At 52.8% G+C, this 18,773-nt stretch carries 19 protein-coding genes; 18 read left to right on the top strand and 1 reads right to left on the bottom strand.

What is annotated here, in order from left to right:
• Window positions 1–34: 34 nt before the first annotated feature.
• The gene (locus XYCOK13_RS08430; RefSeq protein WP_213411665.1) at window positions 35–2,248 is read right to left on the bottom strand and encodes a type IA DNA topoisomerase; all 2,214 of its coding nucleotides are present in this window, start codon (window positions 2,246–2,248) and stop codon (window positions 35–37) included.
• Between the two features lie 194 nt (window positions 2,249–2,442).
• On the opposite strand from XYCOK13_RS08430, the gene XYCOK13_RS08425 reads away from it, so the two are divergent.
• The 18 genes from XYCOK13_RS08425 (at window position 2,443) to XYCOK13_RS08340 (ending at window position 18,656) form a co-directional block, all read left to right on the top strand.
• Window positions 2,443–3,114: a response regulator transcription factor gene (locus tag XYCOK13_RS08425; protein ID WP_213411663.1), complete on the top strand. Its 672-nt coding sequence runs from the start codon at window positions 2,443–2,445 to the stop codon at window positions 3,112–3,114.
• A gap of 120 nt (window positions 3,115–3,234) precedes the next feature.
• Window positions 3,235–4,764 (top strand): MDR family MFS transporter, encoded by a 1,530-nt coding sequence (locus XYCOK13_RS08420; RefSeq protein ID WP_213411661.1) that lies wholly within the window; start codon window positions 3,235–3,237, stop codon window positions 4,762–4,764.
• A 95-nt stretch (window positions 4,765–4,859) separates the two neighbouring features.
• On the top strand, window positions 4,860–5,135 hold the full coding sequence (locus tag XYCOK13_RS08415; protein WP_213411660.1) for an acyl carrier protein: 276 nt from the start codon (window positions 4,860–4,862) through the stop codon (window positions 5,133–5,135).
• Entirely contained in the window at window positions 5,128–6,321 is a 1,194-nt protein-coding gene (locus tag XYCOK13_RS08410) for a beta-ketoacyl-[acyl-carrier-protein] synthase family protein (protein ID WP_213411659.1), read from the top strand. Before XYCOK13_RS08415 ends, XYCOK13_RS08410 begins: the two co-directional genes overlap by 8 nt.
• Entirely contained in the window at window positions 6,318–7,046 is a 729-nt protein-coding gene (locus tag XYCOK13_RS08405; protein WP_213411658.1) for a beta-ketoacyl-[acyl-carrier-protein] synthase family protein, read from the top strand. Before XYCOK13_RS08410 ends, XYCOK13_RS08405 begins: the two co-directional genes overlap by 4 nt.
• A complete protein-coding gene (locus XYCOK13_RS08400) occupies window positions 7,043–8,482 on the top strand; it encodes a class I adenylate-forming enzyme family protein (protein ID WP_213411656.1) in 1,440 nt (479 codons plus the stop codon). Before XYCOK13_RS08405 ends, XYCOK13_RS08400 begins: the two co-directional genes overlap by 4 nt.
• A complete protein-coding gene (locus tag XYCOK13_RS08395) occupies window positions 8,463–8,732 on the top strand; it encodes an acyl carrier protein (RefSeq protein WP_213411654.1) in 270 nt (89 codons plus the stop codon). Before XYCOK13_RS08400 ends, XYCOK13_RS08395 begins: the two co-directional genes overlap by 20 nt.
• 7 nt (window positions 8,733–8,739) lie before the next feature.
• On the top strand, window positions 8,740–9,567 hold the full coding sequence (locus XYCOK13_RS08390) for a sugar phosphate isomerase/epimerase family protein (protein ID WP_213411653.1): 828 nt from the start codon (window positions 8,740–8,742) through the stop codon (window positions 9,565–9,567).
• Window positions 9,567–9,983 (top strand): 3-hydroxyacyl-ACP dehydratase FabZ, encoded by a 417-nt coding sequence (gene fabZ / locus XYCOK13_RS08385; RefSeq protein ID WP_213411652.1) that lies wholly within the window; start codon window positions 9,567–9,569, stop codon window positions 9,981–9,983. Before XYCOK13_RS08390 ends, fabZ begins: the two co-directional genes overlap by 1 nt.
• A gap of 12 nt (window positions 9,984–9,995) precedes the next feature.
• Window positions 9,996–11,138: a 2-deoxy-scyllo-inosose synthase gene (locus XYCOK13_RS08380; RefSeq protein ID WP_213411651.1), complete on the top strand. Its 1,143-nt coding sequence runs from the start codon at window positions 9,996–9,998 to the stop codon at window positions 11,136–11,138.
• Window positions 11,122–12,366 carry a DegT/DnrJ/EryC1/StrS family aminotransferase gene (locus XYCOK13_RS08375; RefSeq protein ID WP_213411650.1) on the top strand — a complete coding sequence of 415 codons (1,245 nt, stop codon included), beginning with the start codon at window positions 11,122–11,124 and terminating at the stop codon, window positions 12,364–12,366. The genes XYCOK13_RS08380 and XYCOK13_RS08375 overlap by 17 nt, the downstream gene beginning before the upstream one ends.
• Before the next feature lie 6 nt (window positions 12,367–12,372).
• Window positions 12,373–13,761 (top strand): glycosyltransferase family 4 protein, encoded by a 1,389-nt coding sequence (locus tag XYCOK13_RS08370; protein WP_213411649.1) that lies wholly within the window; start codon window positions 12,373–12,375, stop codon window positions 13,759–13,761.
• A complete protein-coding gene (locus XYCOK13_RS08365) occupies window positions 13,739–14,698 on the top strand; it encodes a hypothetical protein (RefSeq protein ID WP_213411648.1) in 960 nt (319 codons plus the stop codon). The genes XYCOK13_RS08370 and XYCOK13_RS08365 overlap by 23 nt, the downstream gene beginning before the upstream one ends.
• A gap of 187 nt (window positions 14,699–14,885) precedes the next feature.
• Complete coding sequence (locus XYCOK13_RS08360; protein WP_213411646.1) at window positions 14,886–15,671, top strand: hypothetical protein; 786 nt, start codon at window positions 14,886–14,888, stop codon at window positions 15,669–15,671.
• A 223-nt stretch (window positions 15,672–15,894) separates the two neighbouring features.
• Window positions 15,895–16,287 carry a rhodanese-like domain-containing protein gene (locus XYCOK13_RS08355; protein ID WP_213411644.1) on the top strand — a complete coding sequence of 131 codons (393 nt, stop codon included), beginning with the start codon at window positions 15,895–15,897 and terminating at the stop codon, window positions 16,285–16,287.
• A gap of 13 nt (window positions 16,288–16,300) precedes the next feature.
• Entirely contained in the window at window positions 16,301–17,242 is a 942-nt protein-coding gene (gene cysK, locus XYCOK13_RS08350; protein ID WP_213411642.1) for a cysteine synthase A, read from the top strand.
• 4 nt (window positions 17,243–17,246) lie between these two features.
• Window positions 17,247–18,008, top strand: coding sequence for a nitroreductase family protein (locus XYCOK13_RS08345; protein ID WP_213411640.1), 762 nt, complete (start codon window positions 17,247–17,249; stop codon window positions 18,006–18,008).
• A 474-nt stretch (window positions 18,009–18,482) separates the two neighbouring features.
• A complete protein-coding gene (locus XYCOK13_RS08340; protein ID WP_213411638.1) occupies window positions 18,483–18,656 on the top strand; it encodes a hypothetical protein in 174 nt (57 codons plus the stop codon).
• Window positions 18,657–18,773: the final 117 nt, after the last annotated feature.

Here is an 18,773-nt window from a genome sequence, read left to right as displayed (position 1 = left end):
GTTGGGGGAACGAAGTTCCTGCCCAACCATTTTTTTATTCCAGCCTCAACGAACCGGTATTCGGATCAGCGAGGACAATGCGGGTTTTGATGTCGCCCTTGTCGGCATCCTTGAACTTCAACAAGCTGGTTCGGCCTTTCGTCAACAGCGAACGAACCATCGCTTCGGTTAACGTCTTGCCGAAGCTCTCCTTCCAGATGACGAAGCCGCAGCCTGCCTTGTAATGTGTGCAGCCATATCCTTTTCTGCCGAGAATGATGCTGCCGCCGCAGCCGCTCCTTGGGCAAGGAGCGATCATTCGATTCTGTCCCGCCGGTTGAACGGGCTTTGACCCGTTTTTCTTATCCCCAGTTTTGCGAGGAATGCTTGACTTGCGCCTTCTCCCCGACCCCCGGCTGTCCGCATCTTCGCCGAAGGCTGACCGCTCTGCGCGCTGCTGCACACGTACTTTGTCCACGATCATTGTGGCAAATTGCCTAACCTTTTCCATGAAGGCTTCATCGGACGCGAGTCCGCGTGAAATGTCGTGCAGGCGCTTTTCCCACATGCCCGTCATTTCAGGTGAAGTCAACAGCTGAATGCCTGCCCTGCGAATAACCTCGATTGCAGTCCTGCCCTTCTGAGTGATGGCAATTCGCTTGCCGCTCATCTGAATATATCCCACCTGTTTCAGTCTCTCAATGGTAGCTGCGCGTGTGGCCGGTGTGCCTAATCCGCTATCCTTCATGGCATCTCGCAGCTGTTCATCCTCCACCTGTCGACCCGCACTCTCCATGGCCTTCAGCAAGGTGCCCTCCGTATAGGGCTTGGGCGGCTGGGTTTGCTTTTCCTTGGCTTCCGCTTTCACGCAGCTGACACCGCTGTTTGCATCCAAGACGAACGGGATTTCGATTTCTGTTTCTTCTTCCTCGCTGTCCGAGCGCGAACGTGAGCGCTTCTTTCCCTCCTCCTTTTGATCCAGTATCTTCCATCCAAACTGCAACCGTTCCTTGATTGTGGTTTTGAATGGATGCTTTCCCACCACGGTTAGAATGGTGTGCACAGTATACACAGCGGGAGGATGAAAATGGCTGAGAAATCTGCGGACAATCAGCTCGTATAGCTTAGCTTCATCCGCTCCGAGCTTTCCTGGCTGTTTATGAGTAGGGAGGATTGCGTGATGGTCTTCTACTCTCGCCGGGTTGCATATTTGCGCATTATTCCGATGCACGAAACGTTTGTCAGCCGTCGACGCAAGCTCGTTATAGGAAGACTTTCGGATACATTCCAAGGCGCGGTGCATTTCGGGAATGTTTTGTTCTGTCACGTAGTTCGAATTTGTCCTCGGATATGAGATCACTTTATGCTTCTCGTAAAGCGCCTGAGCTACATCCAGTGTCTTCTTGGCAGAAAAGCCGAATTTCGCATTGGCATCCCGCTGTAGAAGCGTCAAATCATAGAGCTTGGGCGGATACTCCTTGCTTTCTTTCTTGTCGTACTGCTCAATGCGGCCGGGTTGACCGGTTGTTTCTTCCACGATGCGCTGAGCCAGCTTCTGATCCTCAATGCGTTCGCCTTGCCAGTGGCCGTTATACATGTTGTCATCTTGCTGGAATGCCGCGATCACACTGTAAAAGGTTTGCGAGACAAAGCTCTCCATTTGCTTCTGACGATCATAGATCAGCGCTAGTACAGGAGTTTGTACCCGCCCTACGGAAAGCAGCACTTGATGCTTCGTGGTGAAAGCCCTGGTGCCGTTCATGCCAATCAGCCAATCTGCTTCGCTTCGCGCCTTGGCCGCTTTCGTCAAGTGTTCATACGCTGCGCCATCCCGCAGCTGGGCAAATCCGTTCCGAATTGTCTCCGGTGTCAAATCCGAGATCCACAGACGCTGGACAGGCTGCTTTAGCTTCAGATGTTGTTGGATCAAATAAAAGATATACTGGCCTTCGCGTCCCGCATCGCATGCGTTCACCAGTCGATTGCAGTGTTTGGCGAGATCTGCTATTACCTGGAGCTGATCTCTCGTCTTGCTGTAAGGGACAAGCTTGAATGTTCGCGGAAGGATCGGAAGGTCATGCAACTGCCACTTCTTGTATTTCACATCATATTTATCCGGCTCGGCCAAGCTGATCAAATGCCCGATCGCCCAGGTAATGATATACTGCTCACCTTCCAGATGCGTTCGTTTATTCCGAGCCTTCGGTTCAATCACGGCGGCAATGTTGCGGCCCATATCCGGTTTTTCTGCTATCACTAAAGTTTTCATGCATCACCTATTCGCCACCCTGCGGCCAAATCCCTTCTGGCCGAGCAGACAACATGGACTCCTCATGCGGGTGTTGGAAGACGGAAAAATATATATACGCTGCAAAGAGGAAATGCTCTTATGCAATCGTAAAAGAGACTAGGAAGGGGGGCGGCGTGTCGGCTATTTTGATGAATGGGGTGGTAAACAAATTTATGAAAATTCGCGTCCTGTTGATCGACGAAGATGCGGAATGGAGAGAGCATACAAAGGGGTATATGGAACAAACAGATGATATGTGGCTAGTCGGTGCCGTTGCCACACTGCAAGCTGCGATGGCGGTCTTCTCTCATCTGGATGTGGATGTCGTGCTGTGGTCAGCCCCTTGTCAAGGGAAGGAGGAACAATTCGACTGGATTCAGGAAATTCTCGAACAGAAAGCGGATGTCAAAGTGATTGTGCTGTCAGATTCCAGGGAAGGCAAGTCGGTATGGAATTCGCTGCTGTACGGGGCAACCAACTATGTAGTCAAAGACTCTGGGCACGAAGAAATTTTGGAAGTCATACGCGAGGCGGCCCGCGAGCGGGCGTCCATCCATTTTTCCGCAGCAGCGGCTCTGCGCAGCGAATTTTCCCGGTTGCTTAAAGAACGGACTCAAAAAATGCTCACCCCGCAAGAGAAAAAACTGCTGGCTTATGTGTATTTGGGAAAAAACACGTCAGAGATACAGGAACTGCTGCGGATTGAAGAGCATTCTATCAGCAACTACATTACCTCGATTAATCGCAAGCTTCGGACGAGGAACCGCAAGGAAGCCGCTCATAAGGCGATGCGGAAGCAGCTGCTCGACGATTGCCTGAAGGCTTTGCAAAACTCCTGTATGTGAGGGAGGGGTTTTTCGGAATCTCCTAGGGGGAATCCAGGGCATAACTGCGAAGGAAAATGTTTTACTATAAAAGCAAGAAAGCTGTACTGGCTTGTATGGAAAGGAGGAAGAGAAGCTTTTGTGAACACACCCAAAGTATCCTTTGGCGTCTTGTCCGCTCTTATGGTCGCCATGCTGCTTGCGGCTTTGGACCAAACTATTGTAGCAACAGCCATGCCGCAAATCGTAACAGAAATGGGGGAAATGACATATTATTCTTGGATTTTTTCTATTTATATGATCGCAGAGCTGGTTGCCATGCCGATTTTCGGCAAGCTGAGCGATCTGTTCGGACGCAAGCGCATGTTTCTCACCGGGTTGATTGTTTTTATCGTCGGCTCCGCGCTCTGCGGATATGCGCAGTCCTTGGCCGGTTTAGTTTTATTTCGCGGCATTCAAGGCATCGGCGCAGGTGCCATCATGCCGGTAGCCTTCGCCATTGTTTTTGATATTTTTCCAGTAGACAAGCGTGCGCGCATGCAGGCATTTCTGGCGACGGTGTTCGGCATCGCCAGTGTGTTTGGTCCGATTATCGGGGCCGTTCTCACAGAATACTTGCATTGGCGCTGGATTTTCTATATGAATTTGCCGCTCGGGTTGCTGTCTGTCCTGCTGCTGATTCGGTTTTATACGGAAAAACGGGGGCAGCACTCACCAAGTCTCGATTGGCAAGGCTTGCTATTGCTCTTTGGCGCGCTTGCTGCTTTGCTGCTTGTGTTCGAATGGGCAGGTTCTTCATTCGGTTGGCATTCACCGGCAACGGCAGGCATCCTGTTAGCATTTCTTGTCCTGTTCGCCAGTTTCATCTGGGTGGAGAGGAGGGCAACCGAGCCCTTTATCCCGCTGCACTTGTTTGGCGGCAGAAGATTTTCGGTCAGCCAGGTTGTTGGCTTGCTACAGGGGGCCGTCATGATGGTAACGATCATGTACATACCTCTTTATATGCAGCTGGTATCCGGAAATGGCGTGTCCGGCTCCGGCTATATGCTAATGCCCATGATGCTGGGTTTGGTGGTTTGTTCTGTCGTAGGGGGAAGGGTAGTAGAAAAAATTTCATACCGACAGGCGCTGCTAATTGCAGGTGCCCATATTGTCTTAGGAACGGTTTTGCTCGGTTCGGTGCAGGCCCATTCGTCGAACTGGCTGACCATTTGCAGTTTGATCCTTGTAGGCGGCGGTCTCGGTTTGTCGTTTCCGGTCTTGTTTACGACTTCCTTGCATGGAGCGGAGCAGGAACACCGGGGCACAATCAATGCGCTTGTTCCGTTCTTCCGCAGTATTGGCGGTGTTATAGGCGTCAGTGTGTTTGGCTCTATTCAGATGCAGCGTTTCGCTCACCGAGCAGCGGAGGAGGGAAAAGTCTCCCCGTCGCAGCTTCAAGCTGTCCATGAATGGCTGCAGAGAGGCGGGGGTACAGATCCGAGCGTACAGAACCTTGCTTCGTACCTGGCTGACTCGATCATATGGGTATTTCAAGCAAGCGCAGTGACAGCGGTCCTGTCGCTATTGGCAGGCTTATGGATTGGCAGGGAACGGCTCGTTTTGCCCCCCAGCGAAGCTGCAGCTTATGCGCCGAAATCCGGAAGCAGAAGGCATGCAGGGAAGGCATAGCGCGCGACATGTTGGAAAGGAGGTGATGGGCTGCATTCTCGACGGAACCGACAGGAAAGCCTTTTCTATTGAATCCAAAGGAGGTATAGGAAGGAATGGAAATCAAAACTGATGCAAAGAGCGCTGCAGTGGAGACATTCATCAGGCAAGTATGCAAGGAAAAGATGAATGTCGAAGTCCCGGATCGGGTTGATCCGTCCCATCCGATTGAGCAGGCATTTGAGCTGGATTCCATCTCGATGTTTGAACTGATTGTCAACCTGGAAGAGGAGTATGGCATCCGGATTGCGGATGCAGAGGTGGAGCAAGTCGGGAACATGAATCTCGTTGAATTGGCGAGCTATCTGGAAAGGCGGCAAGCGAGTGGGTAAGACGGTAGTCATCACAGGCTACGGTGTTGTTACGCCATTCGGTCGCGGCACTGCATGCTTCGCCAGCACGATTTTTGCGGGGAAGCACCGGTTTCGCGAGATACAAGGATTTGATGTAACAGCTACATATGCGAAACGCGGTGCGGAGGCGTCCGTCCCGGACAAGTCCTATCGAACCTTTGCCTTGCAATGTACAGATGATGCCTTGCAAATGGCTGGCTTTGACCTACAGAGTCTGAGCGATCAGGAAAGGTTGCACCGTGCTGTAGTCGCTGTGGGCAATTTGGGGGACGGCATGCATTCCAGGGAATTTTATCAGACCTGCCTCATGCGGAACCAACCTGGCAAGCCGGCGCCCGACAATATGGAGCGAAATCCATTCGTTCAAGCGGACCTTGTCGCGAAGCACATTGGTTCGGAAGCGCGTCGGCTGGCATTCACCAATGCCTGCGTAGCCTCGGCCAACGCCATTGGATACGGTTTTGACATGATTCGCAACGGCCGGACCGAGCTCGTGTTGGCCGGCGGCATTAATGTCCTGCATCCGCTCGTTTACTACAACTTCGATTCAAGTCGCGCCATGGCAGAGGATGTAGTCAGGCCTTTCTCGAAAGGGCGCAGCGGATTGCTGATCGGCGACGGCGCAGCCATGCTGGTCCTGGAATCATGGGAGCATGCGAAAGCCCGAGGGGCCGATCCGATCGCAGAACTATGCGGATGGGGCATAAGCGCCGACGGATACCACATCACCCGTCCGGATCCAAGCGGAAGCGGCCTGGCCCGCGCCATGCGCATGGCGATGAAACAGGCGTGCTGTCCGGTTGAAGAGGTGGACTATATCAATGCCCACGGCACGGGGACGCCGCTGAATGATATAGCAGAAACCCGGGCGATGAAGCAGGTTTTCGGCGATCAAGCCGCTCGCATACCCGTCAGTTCGACGAAGTCGTCAACTGGCCATATGCTGGAAGCAACAGGAGCGGTGGAGGCGGTTATCAGCCTTTATGCGATGGAACACGGGATCATCCCGCCTACTGCAAATTACTTGGGACCTGACGAGGAATTGGACCTCGATTATGTAACAGAGGGGCCGCGCCGCAAAATGCTGCATACGGTATTGTCCAATTCCTGCGCATTTGGCGGCAACAATTGCAGTCTACTGTTCAGAAGGAGGTGGACAGGGTGAACCGTATAGCGGCACAGCAACAGGCTTGGCACAATGGGCAACCAGTGCATGCACGAAATGAGGGCGCTGTCATTCCTGTGGTTCATCAGCAACGGGCCGGCGATCCGCTGCCGGAAATCAGAGGATTCGTACGGTCCCCATTCAATCCGCTTGTTTATCACAGCGTGCAGCAAGCTGTGCGCGCAGCCGGCAGGGAAGAAGGGGGCTGGCCCGATCCTGCACGAGTCGGCATTGCTCTGGGAAGCATGTTCGTAGATGCGGTGACAGAGGAAGAGAGCTGGCATGATATTTTGCAGGGCAAGAAGCTGAGCCCGATCATGTTCCCGCAATCGGTGCCTAGCGCCATAATTGGCTTGCTGACAAGAGAGCTGGCGATACACGGGCCGATGACTTGTCTGGGTTCAAGCCGAAACAATTGGAGCATCATGCTCGATATGGCAACGGATTGGATCACAAGCGATTACGCGGACATTGTGGTGCTGACGGCATGTGACGTTCCCTCACTGCGAAGCCGCGCATGGGAAGAGGCACAGGGAACTGCTGACGGCTGGATCGGTGGAGCGATGACAGTCATTTTGGAGAGGACTGAACATGCCTTGGGCCGTGGACGATTGCAGGGCGCACTGTCATTGCAGCAGTTTCGCCAGCGCTATGTAGGCCATAAATCGGCATTGCCTGCGCATCGCGGATTGCTGGGCTCTTGCTGGGAGGAAGGCGAATCATGAAGCTTCCGGCATATGGAGAGGATCGAATTGCCCTGGTATGCGGGACGAATCGGGTCACCTATGGCCGGCTTTCAGCGGGAATCTCGGACAAGCTTCGCATCCTGCAGCGGGCAGGAGCCCATATCTCGAGAATCGCCCTGGATATTCCGGATTCCGTTGCATTGCTGGAATGGGTTCTGGCTGCATGGCAGTCGAATTGCTGTATCATGATTCTCGACCAGCGATTGACTGACCAGGACAAGGAGAAGCGGCTGAATCAATTTTCACCGCATGCTTTCATCGTGTCCCCGGGAAATGCCAATCGCCTGCACGCCTTTCAAATGGAAGTACCTTGGCATTGGAAGGAAGGCCCGCGTTTGGCAGAGAGGGAAGCGGCTGCAGCACGGGAGTCCGCAACAGCGGAGCATGCCGCCATCATGCTCTTTAGCTCGGGCTCTACAGGAATGCCAAAGGGAATCATCCGCAGCTTCGCTTCTCTGGAAGCCGAATGGACGCAGTACAGCAAAGAGCCCGGGGCCCCTGCCGCTTCGTCCGTGACGTACTGTCTCGTGCCCATCAGCCATTCTTTCGGGCTGATCTCGGCAGCATTATTCACGCTGCGCCAAGGCGGAACGGTGCTTTTTCCAACCGCTCTTCAGCCGAAAGCGCTCGCAGCCGCCATGCAGCAATGGCCTATCACTCACGTCTACGGTGTCGCCTTTCATTATCAGCTGCTTGCACAAGGGTTGGAAGCCTCCCGGCAGGATCGGGACCAGGTATTGCGGTCAGCGCTTCTGCTGTCGTCCGGCGGCAGCCTGCCCCCATCGATGCTTGCCGAATATCGCGACCGGTTCGGCATGTCGATTGGCCAGCAGTACGGGATGAGCGAAGTAGGGTATATTTCGGTTGACTTTTACGGTGCAGCTGCGGGCTCTGTCGGCCGACCTGCTGCTCACTTGAAGGGAATGAGGCGTGAAGAGGATGGGCAATGGGTTATTGAACTGGATTGCTGTCCGTATGTGCAGGCTCAATCCAATTGGCATGCTGAGCAGGGCATGGCTGGCGGCCTGCTGCTGACGGAGGATTTAGTCGATCAGGATGAGCAAGGGTTTCTCTATATTCGAGGCCGTACGAATGATGTCGTGAGCATTGGCGGCTTGAAAGTTCGTTTGCAGGAAGTTGAGCAGGCGGCCTTGCGCCATCCGCATGTTGATGCATGTTGTGCGGCAGCCACGCAGCATTCAACAAGAGGACAGGTGCTGCATCTGTTCATAGTCTGGAACGAGCGGGGGAGTGTCCGCGCTTCCGTGCTGCAGCATTGGCTGCGCCGCTTTTTATCCGATTATAAAATTCCCAAGCAAATTCATTCCGTCGAGCGAATCCCCCTGTCGGCGGCAGGCAAGATCATTCGCTCGGAATTGTTGAAGGAGTGCAGCAATGGAACAGCCGGATCTTAGACAGGAATTGAAGGAAATCGTATCCTCCTCGTGCTTCTTCAGCGGCATGCAGGAAGAGTGGGGTTCAAGCGAGCCGCTTGTGCTGGATTCGATGTCGCTGATTATTTTGATCGATGCGCTGGAAGAACGCTTTGCGATTTCGATTGACTATAGGCATGTCGACCTTCGCCACTTCGAATCCTTGGAACGAATGGAACACTTTATTCGCGCAAAGCTGGATGAAAGCCATATTGTTAGGGAGGGAAGGTGATCCTGAAGTGAAATGGACGATTGCCACAGTGACGTTTCGCTATCATCTGCATTCGTATCGGGAGATCATCCGGTTTGCCGAAGAATGCGGCAGCGACGGACTGGAGCTGTGGGAGCCGCATTGGCTGCGGCATCGGTCGGATATTCGCCAATTTGCCTCTGCATTCCCCATTCATGCGATGAGCGCTTACTTGGATTTAACAGACTTTTCTCTGCTCGGATGGAAACAGCGTCTGCTCGACAAGCTCGATGCGTGCCGCGAGCTGGGGATTCCGGTGCTTCGCCTGTTCAGCGGCACATTGTCCTCGAGCTTGGCCGTAGAACGGGATTGGGAGCAGTGGTTCAGGCGGATCGAGGGCATCAATCGTGTCGCAGAGCCTTATGGCGTACAAGTGGCATTCGAAACGCATCCGGGCACATTGCTCGACCGGGCAGCCGGCGTGGACCGCTTCTGCCAAGCTATTTCCCGCAACGGTTGGCAGCAGATCGGCATCAATTTTGACGCCTACCATGTCTGGGAATTCGGGGTGAACCCCCAGTCTGTTCTAGATGAATGGCATCCGTATATTCGTCATGTGCACGTGAAAAATGCGGCTATACGGACAAAGCAATTCGCCATGTCCAATGTGTACCATCCGTCTGGCTGTTTCGATGAGCTCCGTCCTCTAGGCGAAGGCCAGGTATGCATCCGCACTGTAATGGAAGGGTTATGCCGCTATCGCTACAAAGACGCCGTAACCCTGGAATGGTTTGGCCTGCCTGATGGAACCTTGCTGAAATCAGAAATTCAGTTTCTTCGCGAACTAACAGCCAACTATAAGCAGGAGGTGTCCTGATGGATCCTTTGCAAGTTTTGCCCCACCGGTATCCGTTTCTCTTTATTGATCGGGTTACGCTATGCGAGCCTGGGAAAGCTGCAAAAGGCATAAAGCTTGTGACGAGGAACGAATGGTTCTTCCCGGGCCATTTCCCGGATCAGCCGATCATGCCTGGTGTGCTGATTGCAGAGGCCATTGCGCAGATTGCGGCGTTTGCGGCGCCGCAGAACGCCCATCCCGGCAAAATCGGCATGATCGCATCCATGAAGGAAATACAGTGGCGCCATCCGGTCGTACCCGGCGATTGCCTGGAGCTTTCCTTTGAGGTAATCAGCAGCAAAGGGCCATTTTTGAAAGGACGTGGAAAAGCAACGGTTGGCGAGAGATTGGTCACCAGCATTGCTGAAATGATCATTCACAGCAAATCCAAATAAGGGAGGGATATTATGCTAGAAAGGACGATTCAGTTCGGTGCCCATGCTTATGCCTTTCTATGCGGAGACGGTGCGCTCGATCAATTTAGTCCGGCCATCGCGGCATTATCAGCGGATCGGTTTATCCTGATTGCGGACAAGGAGCTGCCTCCTTTTATTAAAGCGCGTACGCTGCATGCCTTTGAAGAACATGGGAAGGTGCACCTTATCGAAACGGCGTTTGGCGAAGCCAACAAACATCTGCAAACCGTGCAGCATATTTGCGAGCAAGCCGTAGCATGGGGGGCGGACCGCCGCACAGCGGTGGTCGCGCTGGGCGGCGGGGTGGCCGGCAATGTGGCAGGCATGGCGGCAGCTTTGTTGTATCGCGGCTTGCCGCTCATTCATATTCCGACTACATTAATGGCTGCATCTGATTCTGTTCTATCTTTGAAGCAAGCTGTCAATCTGCGGCATGGCAAAAATCTCGTAGGCACCTACTATACGCCCCGTGCCGTCTGTGTAGAGCTGACATTTCTCCGCACGCTGCCGATGCGCGAAATTCGCTCTGGTTTGTGCGAGCTTGTCAAGAATCTGCTGGCAATCAAGCCGGAACGGATTCCTGAGTTCCGAACTTTGCTTCGCCCGCTTGGCCCCTACACGGATCAGGAGATGGAGCGGTTTATTGATTTTTGCATCGATGCCAAAACGGAAGTCATGAGGCATGATCCATACGAGCGTAACGAAGGGCTCGTGCTGGAATATGGCCATACTGTAGGCCATGCTTTGGAATTAGCCTGCAAAGGGCGCTATTCTCATGGGGAGTGCGTGGGATTCGGCATGAGATGCGCTGCCTACATTGCGGAGCGCTTCGGCTTGCTCTCCGAGTATGAAGTCCGGCTACACGAAGATTTGTTGCGGCAGATCGGGGTCAAGGTCAAAGTGTCCGCGCAGCAGATGGCGGAAATGGAAGCTTATTGGCTTAAGGACAACAAGAGGGGTTACAGGCAAAGCCAGCCTGATCACATTGGCTTCGTCTTGCTGAATGGGCTTGGCCGAATGAACAAGGAGTCTGGCTCCAGCATAACATTCGTCCCCCAGTCGCTAGTTCGGGAAGCCGTGCATGCCATGGCATGCAGTCAAGAGGCGGTGAAGGCGCATGGCCATGTCGATTAAGCAGCAGGGGTGGCCGCGGTGGCCGATTGCGGATGAAGAGACATTGGAGCAGCTTAGGCTGGTTCTGGAAAGCGGCAGGTGGGCGATCAGCGGGCCCTATACCGGTGAGCCTACAAGGGAGCAGCAGTTTGCCGAGCAATTTGCCGCCTACAACGGCGTCCGTTGGTGTGTAACGCTGGATCATGGGACATCTGCTTTGATCGCTGCATTGGAAGCGCTCGATATAGGAGCCGGCGATGAAGTAATCGTGCCCGGTCTTACCTGGGTCGCCCCTGCTTTGGCGGTAATTTCGGTCAATGCTGTACCGGTGTTCGCTGATGTAGAACGAGATACGCTTTGTATGGATGTACACGCGGTTGAACAAGTTATGACGAAGCGTACCCGAGCCATTCTCGCTGTACATATGTATGGCAATATGACGGATATGGACGCTATGCAGGCACTGGCGGAGAAGCATGGGCTGTACCTGATAGAAGACGCTGCACACAGCCACGGAGCCAGCTGGAACGGGAGAATGGCCGGCAGCTTGGGGCATATTGGCGTATTTTCGATGCAGCAGGGAAAGGTGTTGACTTGCGGGGAAGGGGGAGCGGCTATTACAGACGAGGATGAGCTTAAAGATCGGCTGGAGGCCTCGGCTTGGAATGCACGCACCCGCATTGCGCCTTCCGAACAGTTGTTGTTCCCGATGTCTTTGGACGAGGGCATGCCCAGATTCGGCACGAATCGCTGCCTGTCCGAATTTCAGGCAGCCGTGCTGCTCGACCAGCTGCCCAGGCTAGATCGGCAAAATCGGATGCGTGAAGCACATGCGGGTTGGCTGGATCATCAATGCTCGCAAATTCAGGGAGTCCAAGTAATGCGTAAGGATCCGCGAATCAAGCAGCGCACCTATTACGGTTACGTGCTGCAGCTCGACCCCCAAGAGTGCCCAATATCCGCTCATGACCTTATTGCGCACTTGCAGCAGGATTTGCAAATGGGAGATTTTTTGCTGCATTCCGCGTATAAGCCGCTTTACCGCAACCCATTGTTCAGGCCGCACCCGAGGCGCCATGCAATTGGCGCAGCGTACATGGAAGCGCTGCAGCGGCAAAGCGGACCGCTGGCCAATTGTGAGTATGCGTATGCCAATAGCATTGTATTTCACCACAGTATATTGCTTGCGGATCAGGCTCAGCTGTCCCGTTTGGTAGAGGCTCTGGCATTTAGAATAACCGGGAAGTGAGATGAAATGAATAATGAAGCAGCTGTCGGTTACTTGGGAAGACAGTGGAGGCGCATCAACCAGCGGGTAGTCGAGAAGCAATGGTTGGACAATTTGCGCGAGTATATGCCGGTGACCGTCATTCCTCCTAGTTATGTGCGTGAATTGTTCGGAGCGTCGTTCGAGAGCTTGGTGAACGGGCTTCCAGGTTCGCTGGATCATGCTGCAGCGGTCCTGCAGCAAATACGTTCTACCTACGGGATTAATATGCTCTATCTGAATCTCCCGACGACGATCCCCGTCGTGCTGATGGCTCGAAATCATGCCGGGCTTGATCTAGGTGTCAGCTGCATCGCCCATTGCGTTGGATCCGCCTTTTGGCTAAAGCTGTGGGTGAGCATTGTTCCCTGGCTAACAGAACGCGACGTGGTTATGGTCAGTTCGGAAAGCAGCAAGCAGGCGCTGACGAATCTGTCGTCCAAGTACGAACTTGCCCGCAAAATCCCGCTTGGCATTCGGCAGCCAGTGCGGAACGAGGTGAGCATGGAGGAGATCGGACGGACACCTACGATATTGTCCATCGGTAGACTGGAGGATGTGAAGAACATTCATATCATGCTGGAATGCTTCGCCCGCATTGTGCAGCATGTGCCGGATGCGAAGCTGATTGTTGCCGGAGAATATACCGGTCACTCAGACGATCAGGTGGAGCAGTATGAACGAAAAGTGAACGCTTTAATCCGGCAATTGCAGCTCGCTCCATCAGTAGAGTTGACGGGACCAGTAGTGGGGGAGAGGAAGGATGCTCTTTTTCGCCATGCGGCTGTCCTGCTGAATCTGTCTACCGATATCGGAGAAACATTCGGCTACAATCTCATTGAGGCAAAAGCCTGGGGCTTGCCAGTCGTTTGTACGAGTTGGAACGGATTCAGAGAGATCGTCAGCCACGGCGAGGATGGCTACTTGGTAGATTGCAGTTGGGAGGGCAGTCTGCCCCAAATGGATCGCAGTCAAGTAGTCGAGTACTGTGTTCAGCTGCTTCAGAACAAGAAGAAGCATGAGACTTTTGCCGCGCAGGCCCTGGAGCGGGCTGCTGCGTTTTCCTATGAACGAACCACTCCGCTCATCGTACAAGCGCTGAAGGATGCCGCGCAGGCAAGCACGGCAGGGGCTGCCAGTCCCGGATCGCTGCTGAACCGGCCTTTGTCCGGCATGGAGGACTTCTATCGGCTCAATCGACTGGAAAAGCTGGATTGGCTGGATGAAACACCTTTTTCCCTCATTCCCACGAGTTTCGCGCATTATGACGGGACATTGGATGAGTGGTACGCCAAGGTCAAGCCCATTATGGAGCACTATGTGTCCGCGACTGCCGGCGGGAAAGGAGGAGCGTATGGAATGGAAGTCCGCCTATAACTGCATGCTGGCATCACTTTATCATTTATTGAAGCACAACCACAAGCTGCAGCTAGAGTTCGAATCCATAGTCTTGCAAGAAACCTTGCTTCATTTATATCACTATCATCTCTATTTGCTTCCTGAATCTCCAGAAGTTACAGCGGAGCGTTTCGCTGAACGCATCGGCATTCGATTGTGCTATCCCGATGTCGGCAATCCCGAGGAAGCGCTTGATTTCGCCTGCCGCAAGCTTGCACAAGGATTTGTCGTGCCCGTGAACATTAATCTGAAATATGATATTCTAACACCGCTTTCCTTCGATAATGACATGATGCATTATCACTTGATCACTGGCAGGGGACAAGGCGAGCGGCTAAAAATGTATGACCAGTTCGAAGACGTCCATTACGAGATGAGCGCCGCTCATTTGAAGAAGGCCATAGATACAGCTTATAACAGACGATTTCGGTCAAGATTCACGCCCTTTATGCAGATCGAATTTACGCACCCTCCGCTGTTCGTGCAGGAGCAGCTGCAGCGGTTTCGTGTTCGGCCATCTATGCTGGCCGCTATTGCCTGCGGCTATCCGTACGAGCAAAATTTGCAAAACGGCAAGGCAGCAATGATGGCGATGAAGCGATTTACCGCAGCCGCACCGACAGCAGAAGAGAAGTACAAGTATATGAATTTTCAAGACATTGTCGTGCGTATTCGACTCCTGTTCTGTGAGACGGCACGTCGGTTTGGATACCCGCCAACCGGGGAACTGGAAGAGTGGCTGGATCGGCATTATGCCTTCAAGCGTTCGTTGGGACTCGCACTCGTGAGGCGAAAGCTGGAAGACTGGCGGAGGCTTGAATCGGAGTTAACTGAGCTGCTAGCCTTTGAGCATAAAGCAGCCGCCGCGATTGCGGACTTTTTTGCTGCAAGTCTGAAAAGCGAAAGGTCGGGATGATATGTTGCCGCTAAAGACGAAGCTTCAATCCTCTTATAATTGCGTGTTAGCCTGTGCCTATAATGTGTTGATGCATCATGTAAAGGTGTCTTTTCCCTTTGCTTGCCTTTGTCTGACTCCAAAGTTTTTCAAGCTTGAGCACTTGCCTCACGAACCTCTTCTCCTGTCGGAGCATCCGGAACAAGCCATGGTCCGTTTGCTAAGCCGAATCGGCGCGGAAGCTGTGTATCCGGATATCGGCTCTCCCGATCATGCGTCCGCCTATGCGGATACCTATTTAGCCCAGCATGCAGTTCTTCCTTTTTTTATCAACTTGCGTTATTCTGCTCTGGACCCTGCTCCCATTGATAATGACTATTGGAATATGCAGCTCTTGCTTGGAAGAGATGCTTCGAGCGGGCAGTTTTTAGCTTTTGACACGTTTCATGGCAAGGATTATCCGTTAGATGCGGAGCGTTTTCGCTTGATGATTGACACACCGTTTAACTATCGTACGCGTGAGGGGTTTGCCCCCTTCCTTACGATTGTTGTGCACGATCCGGAGGAGAGCCGAAGCGAGCTGGCGCGTATGACTATGCTAGCATCGCTGGCTGAAGCTGCGGCGGACTATCCGCTTGAGTCGAACCTGGAAGCAGGACATTCGTACGTGACGCTTTTGCGCAAGTTGTATCTGCATGACGATGGACGAAATTTGCATAACGAGATATACAAGATCATCGGGTTTCAGCGCATTTTGATCAAGCAGAGAGAACAAATAGGGGACTTTGCGGAAATGGTTGGCTATCCGAATGCTCAACGCTTTGACGAGCTCGCTAAAGCTTGGGATGCATTCAGTTATGGGATAGCGATGGCCATCTCGCGTCATGAACGGGATAGTTTTGATCGCCTGTCTGATGAATGGGAAGCGCTGATTAGAAGGGAGCATCGGCAAGTAAGTGAGCTGGAGAAATGGTTGAAGCCATCGCGTGGTTGAAGAAATAGCAACCCTGATTTTTTCTAATAGAACAGGTAACCGCAGCTTCATGTATATGTGGACTGCGGTTTTTCGTTGTTTCCATATCAGATTGCGCAGAAAAATGCGCTCGAAAGACACGGACATCAACCGAGATTTTGCCCGGCTTTTGTTCGTTGTGTTTCGGAATCGATCATGTTACGATACTGCTAATGAGAATGGAGTCAGGAGGATGAGGAGATATATGTCGACTGAAATCCAAGGTGTTTCGCATCTGGATCGCAATGAGCTTGCGGAGCTGCTGGATGATCCGGAGAAATCCGATATTTATGTGGTAGATGTCAGGGAGCCCGAGGAGTTCATTTCCGGACATATTCCGGGCGTTCCGCTTGTGCCTATGGGGCATATACCGGAGTTGGTCGAACACTTTGACAAAGACGCGGAATATGTGTTTATTTGCCGCAGCGGTCAGAGAAGCTTTAATGTGGCCAAGTATTTTCAAATGAATGGATTCGAAAAGGTTCACAATTTCCTGGGAGGCATGCTGAGCTGGGACGGCGAACTGGCTTACGGTCCTGAGGGGATTGTCGATGAGTTCTCCATGGACAAGTTGTCTCGAAACCACAACAACAGCTAAGGAGTTGGCCTGCATGTGTCCGCGCATGGTAAGTTCGGTGCATGAGTTGATTGGCGATACGCCGGCTGTGCGGTTAAACCGGATTATCGCTTCTCCGGCAGCCGAAATATACGTGAAGCTGGAATACTTTAATCCTAGCGGAAGCGTGAAGGACCGCGCTGCAGCGAATTTGATTGCAGAAGCGGAGAAGCGCGGCTTGCTCCAACCCGGATCGACGATCATTGAGCCAACGAGCGGAAATACAGGGATCGGCTTGGCTATGAATGCCGCAGCGAAAGGGTACAAGGCGATTTTGGTCATGCCTGACAACATGACGATGGAGCGGATCAATTTGCTTCGGGCTTACGGCGCAGAGGTGGTGCTTACGCCGGCAGCAGAGCGTATGCCTGGCGCGATCGCGAAGGCCATGGAACTGCGCGATGAAATACCGGGCAGCTTTATCCCGCAGCAATTCGAAAATAAGGCCAACCCCGATGTTCATCGCAAATCGACCGCGCTGGAGATAATGGAACAGATGGACGGAAGATTGGATGGATTTGTCGCCACTTCGGGAACAGGGGGAACCATTACCGGAACGGGAGAAGTGCTGAAGCAGCATTTGCCCGAATTAATTGTTCATGTGGTCGAGCCTAAGGGCTCGCCCGTGTTGTCCGGGGGAAAACCCGGACCGCACAAGCTTGTCGGGACAAGCCCGGGATTCGTTCCTCCGATTCTGAACACAGCCGTATACGATCGTATCGTTCAGGTCACGGATGAAGATGCATTGACTACAACGCGTCGCTTGGCTCGTGAAGAAGGGATTTTGGTAGGCCCTTCCTCAGGCGCCTCCGTTTGGGCTGCCATGCAGCTTGCCAAGGAGCTTGGTCCGGGCAAGCGAGTGCTCTGCATCGCGCCGGATACTGGCGAGCGGTATATGAGCCTGCCTGGCTTGTTTACAGACGAAGAGGGGGAATGACCACATGAACGATGTCATTCGTACATTAATGAATCATCGCTCCTACAGACAGTATGCAGATAAACCTGTCCCTGAGCGAGTGCTGGACTCGGTTCTGCGCGCGGTACAGGCAGCGCCATCGTGGATTCATGGTCAGCAAGTTTCTGTCGTGGTCATTCGGGATGAGGCTCGCAAACAGGAGATGGCCAGGCTGTCCGGCAATCAGGCTCATGTTGCGTCAGCGCCTGTCTTTCTTGTTTTTTGCGCTGATTTTCAGCGCGCTTTCGCGGCGAGCGAGATAGAAGGCGGCTCCTTTGCGGCAATCGAGGATGTAGATGTCCTGTTAGTAGGAGCCACGGATGTTGGCATCGGAATGGGCAATGCGATCGCGGCTGCCGAATCGCTCGGACTCGGCATTATTCCGATCGGCGGCATTCGCCGTTCGATGCTGGAGGTTGCCCGTTTCCTGGAGCTGCCTTCATATGTTATCCCGATTGCGGGTCTGTGTTTGGGTTATCCATCCGAAAAACCTGACCAAAAGCCGCGTTTGCCAATAGAGCTGGTACGCCACGAAGAGACGTACAGCTCGGATGATCTGTCTTCCCGGTTACGGGAATATAATGCGGCTTACCGCTCATTTCTGGCAGCGCAAGGCATGCCGGAAACCGATTGGACGAAGCGTGTTGCCGATTTTTACGCAGGCTCTCACTACAACGGCGGCTATCCGGATGTTGCGAAGACATTGAAGCAGCAAGGATTTATAGCGAAGGATATGCGGGAAACGTAAGTTGTGCGGCAGAGACAGGCTGACGGCCATGTTTTCTGCTTTTTTATGGTTCCATTCTCCCGCATGCATCGGATGGTATGATCACTCTAGGAATGGTTGTGCCCTCATCTTTAGCCCCTTCGATATACAAAGAACCGAAATCCGCTACCGTCCGCGTTCCCTCATTGACCATGCAAACCTCTAAGCGCGCATCCTGCCTGCCCGATAGCATACAGCAAAAAAGCAGGATTTCATGCATAGGATTTCCCCAAGCGCATGTCTACACACAACCTGATTTTGTCCATTTCGGATAATTGGGGAGGATAACCATAACTAAATACGAGTATAAATTCCTGATTTTTAGAGGTTACGGTCGTTGATTGTTGGTGTAAATGGCTTTGTGATGTTCTTAGGGTATTGCTGCTCATAAAAACGATAAGATGGACAACATAAATGGACACGGGCATTACACTTCTCATATGGAGGGAACGCGAATTGATCCATAACAACCCGGATACACGCGATGGAATGAATCATCCATCGGCTGAAGTTGAGTTAGATGATGCTGAGCTGTACTCGAATATCGAATATTGGACTAGACAGGAGATGGCGATGACGCAGGTACCGCGGCAAAATGTGTTCGAATCGGCAGAAGAAACAGAAGAGTGAAAGCGAATGTTGTATGTTGTAGATTGTTGTGTGGAATTCCACCAGTATTGGTTTTGAGATCATGATATATTGATCTTCCGGCCGCGAGACGGTGGGGCAAGAGGCAAGCGATTATCC

The organism is Xylanibacillus composti (assembly GCF_018403685.1).
Lineage (GTDB): Bacteria > Bacillota > Bacilli > Paenibacillales > K13 > Xylanibacillus > Xylanibacillus composti.
The sequence above is the reverse complement of the archived record's forward strand: the minus strand, read 5'-3'. Positions and strand labels throughout refer to the sequence as shown.

Bases quoted from the DNA above. Each gene is read 5' to 3' on its own strand.
- XYCOK13_RS08430 (WP_213411665.1), bottom strand. From the start codon at position 2,248: ATGAAAACTTTAGTGATAGCAGAAAAACCGGATATGGGCCGCAACATT.
- XYCOK13_RS08425 (WP_213411663.1), top strand. From the start codon at position 2,443: ATGAAAATTCGCGTCCTGTTGATCGACGAAGATGCGGAATGGAGAGAG.
- XYCOK13_RS08415 (WP_213411660.1), top strand. From the start codon at position 4,860: ATGGAAATCAAAACTGATGCAAAGAGCGCTGCAGTGGAGACATTCATC.
- XYCOK13_RS08400 (WP_213411656.1), top strand. From the start codon at position 7,043: ATGAAGCTTCCGGCATATGGAGAGGATCGAATTGCCCTGGTATGCGGG.
- XYCOK13_RS08395 (WP_213411654.1), top strand. From the start codon at position 8,463: ATGGAACAGCCGGATCTTAGACAGGAATTGAAGGAAATCGTATCCTCC.
- fabZ (WP_213411652.1), top strand. From the start codon at position 9,567: ATGGATCCTTTGCAAGTTTTGCCCCACCGGTATCCGTTTCTCTTTATT.
- XYCOK13_RS08380 (WP_213411651.1), top strand. From the start codon at position 9,996: ATGCTAGAAAGGACGATTCAGTTCGGTGCCCATGCTTATGCCTTTCTA.
- XYCOK13_RS08375 (WP_213411650.1), top strand. From the start codon at position 11,122: ATGGCCATGTCGATTAAGCAGCAGGGGTGGCCGCGGTGGCCGATTGCG.
- XYCOK13_RS08370 (WP_213411649.1), top strand. From the start codon at position 12,373: ATGAATAATGAAGCAGCTGTCGGTTACTTGGGAAGACAGTGGAGGCGC.
- XYCOK13_RS08365 (WP_213411648.1), top strand. From the start codon at position 13,739: ATGGAATGGAAGTCCGCCTATAACTGCATGCTGGCATCACTTTATCAT.
- XYCOK13_RS08360 (WP_213411646.1), top strand. From the start codon at position 14,886: ATGGTCCGTTTGCTAAGCCGAATCGGCGCGGAAGCTGTGTATCCGGAT.
- XYCOK13_RS08355 (WP_213411644.1), top strand. From the start codon at position 15,895: ATGTCGACTGAAATCCAAGGTGTTTCGCATCTGGATCGCAATGAGCTT.
- cysK (WP_213411642.1), top strand. From the start codon at position 16,301: ATGTGTCCGCGCATGGTAAGTTCGGTGCATGAGTTGATTGGCGATACG.
- XYCOK13_RS08345 (WP_213411640.1), top strand. From the start codon at position 17,247: ATGAACGATGTCATTCGTACATTAATGAATCATCGCTCCTACAGACAG.